Below are 4,767 nucleotides of genomic sequence, written 5' to 3'. Positions count from 1 at the left end.
TGTTTACGTTGTTTTTTCTTGCCCTGGCCGCGCCCTTGGGGGCCCAGGGCGAGCGTATTCTTGATTTTTTTTCCACGATTTCGGTCGAGCCGGACGGCTCTTTGCTGGTGACCGAGGCCATCACGGTCCAGGCGGGGGGGGATCAGATCAAGCGTGGCATCGTGCGCGAGTTTCCCACGGTCTATCCGGATGGGGCCGGGCGCACGGCGCGGGTTGGCTTCGAATTGCTCGGGGTGGAACGCGATGGCCGCCCCGAGCCGTATCATACGCAAAAGCGCTCCAACGGCGTGGCCATCTATGCCGGGAGCAAGGACGTGCTGCTGCCTCCTGGGCGATACTCCTATGCCCTGACCTACAGAACAACCCGCCAGCTCGGGTTTTTTTCGGATCACGACGAATTGTACTGGAACGTCAACGGCAACGGCTGGCGTCTGCCCCTGGACCGGGTCGGGTGCGAGGTGCACCTGCCCGAGGGCGCGACCGTGCGCGAGGCCGTGGCCTATGAGGGCCTTCGGGGCAGCACCGCGCTGCGGCGCTTTGCCGGTGGCGGCAAGTCCATTGTTTTGACCTCGTCGCGGCCCTATGCGCCGGGCGAGGGCCTGACCATCGCCGTCTCCTGGCCCAAGGGCTTCGTGGCCGAACCCACGCCCGCGGATCGGGCCCTTGATTTCGTGGCCGGGAATGGCGTGCCCGTGTTCGTGGGCGCGGTTGTCCTTTTGGCGTACTATATCATGGTCTGGCTCAAGGTCGGACGCGATCCGGCCAGGGGCGTCATTATCCCGCGTTTCGCCCCTCCCAGGGGTTTTTCTCCGGCCATGACGCGCATGCTGTGGCGCATGAAGTTCGACAACGCGGCTTTCAGCGCCGGCATCATCGACATGGCCGTCAAGGGCGCCCTCAAGATCGTGGACAACGGCTCGACCACCCTACGGTTGGCCGCAGGCGCCCCGGCCGAGCTGTCGCGCGGAGAGCGGGCGGCCTGGGATGAGTTGCGCAAGGGCGGAAGCCGCGTTGTTCTCAAAAACACCAACCATCGCGTGGTCGGGCGGGCCCGGCAGGCCATGAAGGACAAGCTGGGCTCGGAGCTGGCCTCGGCTTATTTTTCGACCAATTCGGGTTGGGTCGCGCCGGGCCTGGGCATCACGCTCCTGGCCGTCGGCGCCTTGGCCTGGGCCGCTCCCGAACCGTCGGCTATTTTTTTTCTGGCCATGTGGTTGACGGGCTGGACCTTTGGCTGTTCCCTGCTCGTGCGCCGGGCGTGGGAGGCCTGGCGGGCCAGGGGTGTCATGGGCAAGCTTGGGGCCGTGTTCGTGACCGTGTTCGCCCTGCCTTTTTTGGGAGGCGAGGCCGTGGGTCTGTATTTCTTGGCCAGCGAGGCCGGATTCGCGGCCACGGGGATTTTTTTGGGCATGGTGGCCACGAACGCGGTCTTTTATGAGTTGCTCAAGGCGCCAACGCTGATTGGTCGTCGGATTTTGGACGAGATCGAGGGGTTCCGGCTGTACCTGTCCGTGGCCGAGGAGGACCGACTCAATTTCATCCATCCGCCGGACGAAACGCCGGAACTGTTCGAGAAATTCCTGCCGTACGCCCTGGCCCTGGACGTTGGGAACGAATGGGGCGAGCGTTTTTCCGGGATTTTGGACCGGGCTGGCTACGAGCCCCGTTGGTATGCGGGACATCAGTGGAGCCCAACCCATCCGGCTGGCTTCGCCACGGGGCTGGGCGGCGACCTGGGGGCGGCCATATCGTCGGCGGCCACGGCGCCGGGGCGGTCCTCGGGCATGAGCGGCGGATCGTCGGGCGGCGGTGGCGGTGGTGGCGGCGGGGGTGGATGGTAGTTCGTGACGGCCGGTCCGAAAGGGCCGGCTGTTTTGTTCTGTTCTCGCGGGACGGGGATCAGTCCATGCCCCGGACAAAGAAGACGTGGTTTTCCAGGGCCAGTTCCAGCTCGGCGAGCGTGGTTTCGGACAGGTGCAGCAGGGCGGCTTCGGGGCTGGAGGCCAGATTCAGTCCGGGAACCTGGGGCACGCCGATACCGCGTTTGGCGAGCGCCTTGTTGGCCAGGCTGACCATGATCAGGACGGTATCGTCCTCGGCGAAGGTGGCGTCATGGTGATGCCGGGCCACGCGGCAGTATATTTCCGGCAGATTCCAGAGCGTCAGGAGCTGCGCGCCCATGGCCGGGTGCAGGGAAGCCAAAACCTCTTCGATGAACGGCTGGGGAATATCGGTCGGCATCTGGCCCCCGGCTCGAAGATTGCCGATGGCGACGAGCAGGAAGGCCTTGCCGATATCGTGCAGAAGGCCGGCGAAAAAGGCTTCGTTGATCAAGCCGGGCAGACGGCATTCCCTGGCGAGCCATTTGGCGCCCATGGCGCAGACCACGGAATGCAGCCAGAGCTGGTTCATGTGTTCCTTGATGAATGGCTCGGTGCTGGTGAAGGTTTTCCGTTGGACGAGCATGGTCACCAGGTTGGACACCTCGGCCAAACCCAGGCGGACAATGGCGTTGCGGACCGTGGTCACTTCCACCGTGCCCCGGTAAAAGGGGGAGTTGGCCGCCTTGAGGAGCTGGCTGGTCAGGGCCGGATCGCGGATGATTTGTTTTTCGATGATCTGCATTTCCGGTTCGGGCTTGGCCATTTCCTGCTGGATGACCAGCGCGGTGCGGTCAAAGGCCGGCAGTTGGGCCTTGCCGGAAACGATATGGGCCTTGAGGATTTCGATGAGGGATTTTTCGGTCATGGCGATACTCCGGGCGCTCGCGTGGTTCCTTGCGGGGGAGGGAGAAGGGTTCACGGCCGGTTGGCCAGAAGGCATGTGGTTGGCCATTTGAACGACGACTGGTTAGTCCTCCGGCGCGACGGGCAGGTGGACATGGAAGACCGAGCCCTGTCCGGGCGTGGATTCCACCGAAATTGTCCCGCCCATGTTGGTGATGATGTCCCGGCAGATGGCCAGGCCCAGGCCCGTGCCCTTGCCCATGGGCTTGGTGGTGTAGAATGGCTCGAAGATGCGCGCCCGTTGGTCCGGGGAAATGCCTTCGCCGTTGTCCTCGACGTCGATGGCGACCCGATCTCCGTCCCGGCGGGAAAGGATGCGCACAACGCCGTTGTCCTGCTTGATGGCGTCGATGGCGTTGTTGACCAGGTTGAGGACAATTTGCTGCACCTCCGTGGCCGAGGCGTGGATCTCCGGCACGGCCGGGTCCAGCTTGGTCTGGATGCTGACGCCGCTGTATTTCGCTTTTTGGCGGGCGAAACCGGCAATGTCCTCGAGCAGGGCGTTGACCTGGACCGACCGGACAGTGTTGTCGCTCTTGCGGGCGAAGCTCAGCAGCCGGTGGGTGATTTCCTTGCAGCGGTGTCCCTGGGTGACGATGGTCCGGAGCGAGGCATGGATTTCGGCCATGTTTTCTTTTGAGTTGTAGTCCTCGGACTTGAGCAGATCCTGGATCCAGCCCGAATTTTCCATGATGATGGCCAGCGGATTGTTGATCTCATGGGCGACGCCGGCGGCCATTTCGCCGATGGCGGCCAACTTGCCGGCTTCGATCATCTGCTGTTGCATCTGCTGGTGGAGGAGCTCGGCCTTGTGCAGGCGTTCGTTCATGCGCCGGCTCATGGCCATGATCGTGCCGACAATGCCGGCAATGCCGGCCACGGCCACGGCCAGGGCCACGCCCCGGGCGATGTACAGACGTCGCAGGAGTGTTTTTTGGGGCTGGTGAAAGACAAGAATGCCCTGGATGGTCGCCAGGGGGGCGCAGGCGTAAAAATTCCTGATCCCGGTCGCGTCCGGGGCCTCGAGGACGACGGGTCTGTTTTCCGGAAAAATCTGCTGTCCGAGGCTGACGATGGTGGTCCGTGGTGGCGCCGAGGCCCCGCCCGGCAGCCCCCGCGCGTCGCCACGCGGACCAAGGATGAAGGCCCCGCCGGCGCCACCGGGATGGAAGGCGCGAATTTTGGTCTCGATGTGCCGCGAATCGAGCTGCGCCCGCAACAGCCAGATTTGGCGCCCCCTGGTGATGCGCGTCGTGGCGAAAAAGCCCGCCTTCTGGTCGGGGTCCAGATCGCCGATCAGAAAGGGGCGGCCCAGGGCTTCGGGAAGCCAGGGCGCGTCGGCGTAATCGGCGTCGGAGCGGTCCTGGCCGGCCTGGGCCAGGATTTTGCCTTTCGCGTCAATGAATTCCAGGCCGAGAAAGACGCCGGGATAGGCGTTTTGCAGGGAATGAAGACGATCGGAAAGATAATTTTGTCGGGCCAAGTCCTCGACCGGGGCGGAGGCTTCCTGGCCGAGGTTGGCGATTTTTTCCCCCAGAAAGGCATCCAGGCTCTGGGCGTTGCGCAGCACCCGTTCGGACAGCAGTTCAATCGTTTTTTCCCGGTGGGAGGCGTCGTGGAAGGCGAGGATCAAGGTGCCCAGGCACAGGAGCGGAAGTACGGCCACCAGAATGCTCAGAGCCGTGAGCTGGCCGCTCATGGGGCGCGGGGAAGGAATGCGCGCGGGCGCCGTGGGCAAGGATTGCTTCTGGTCGGAGGGAATCGTGCTCATGTGTTCTGGTTGCGTCCATCGTTTTGCCACGGGTTGCGGCGGGTGCGGTACCCATGGCCAGCGTGCTGGTCGCGGCGGATCTCGGGCCGGACCACTTTGGGAAAGCTAGCCCAAGGGGGCGCGTTGGTAAAGGTGTTTTGGATTTCGCACCCATTCCGGCCATGAATACCGATGGTTTGGGATTTTGCTGTCCGGAATTTTTAAGGTATG

Annotated in this window: 3 protein-coding genes; 1 reads left to right on the top strand and 2 read right to left on the bottom strand. The window is 63.6% G+C overall.

What is annotated here, in order from left to right:
• Positions 1-1,841 (top strand): DUF2207 domain-containing protein (locus EOL86_12025; GenBank protein NCD26301.1); only part of this gene is annotated, 1,841 nt, incomplete at its 5' end.
• Between the two features lie 58 nt (positions 1,842-1,899).
• Here the strand turns inward: EOL86_12025 and EOL86_12020 are convergent.
• A complete protein-coding gene (locus EOL86_12020) occupies positions 1,900-2,835 on the bottom strand; it encodes an HDOD domain-containing protein (protein NCD26300.1) in 936 nt (311 codons plus the stop codon).
• Positions 2,836-2,850: 15 nt separating this feature from the next.
• Positions 2,851-4,557 (bottom strand): GHKL domain-containing protein, encoded by a 1,707-nt coding sequence (locus EOL86_12015; protein ID NCD26299.1) that lies wholly within the window; start codon positions 4,555-4,557, stop codon positions 2,851-2,853.
• Between the last annotated feature and the right edge of the window lie 210 nt (positions 4,558-4,767).

It is taken from the genome of Deltaproteobacteria bacterium (genome assembly GCA_009930495.1).
In the GTDB taxonomy this organism is placed as follows: domain Bacteria; phylum Desulfobacterota; class Desulfovibrionia; order Desulfovibrionales; family Desulfomicrobiaceae; genus Desulfomicrobium.
Note: the sequence above shows the minus strand (reverse complement) of the source record. Positions and strands in the feature narration are given on the sequence as shown.

Coding starts and splice junctions, on each gene's coding strand:
- EOL86_12020 (NCD26300.1), bottom strand. CDS start 2,835: ATGGCCAACCACATGCCTTCTGGCCAACCGGCCGTGAACCCTTCTCCC.
- EOL86_12015 (NCD26299.1), bottom strand. CDS start 4,557: ATGAGCACGATTCCCTCCGACCAGAAGCAATCCTTGCCCACGGCGCCC.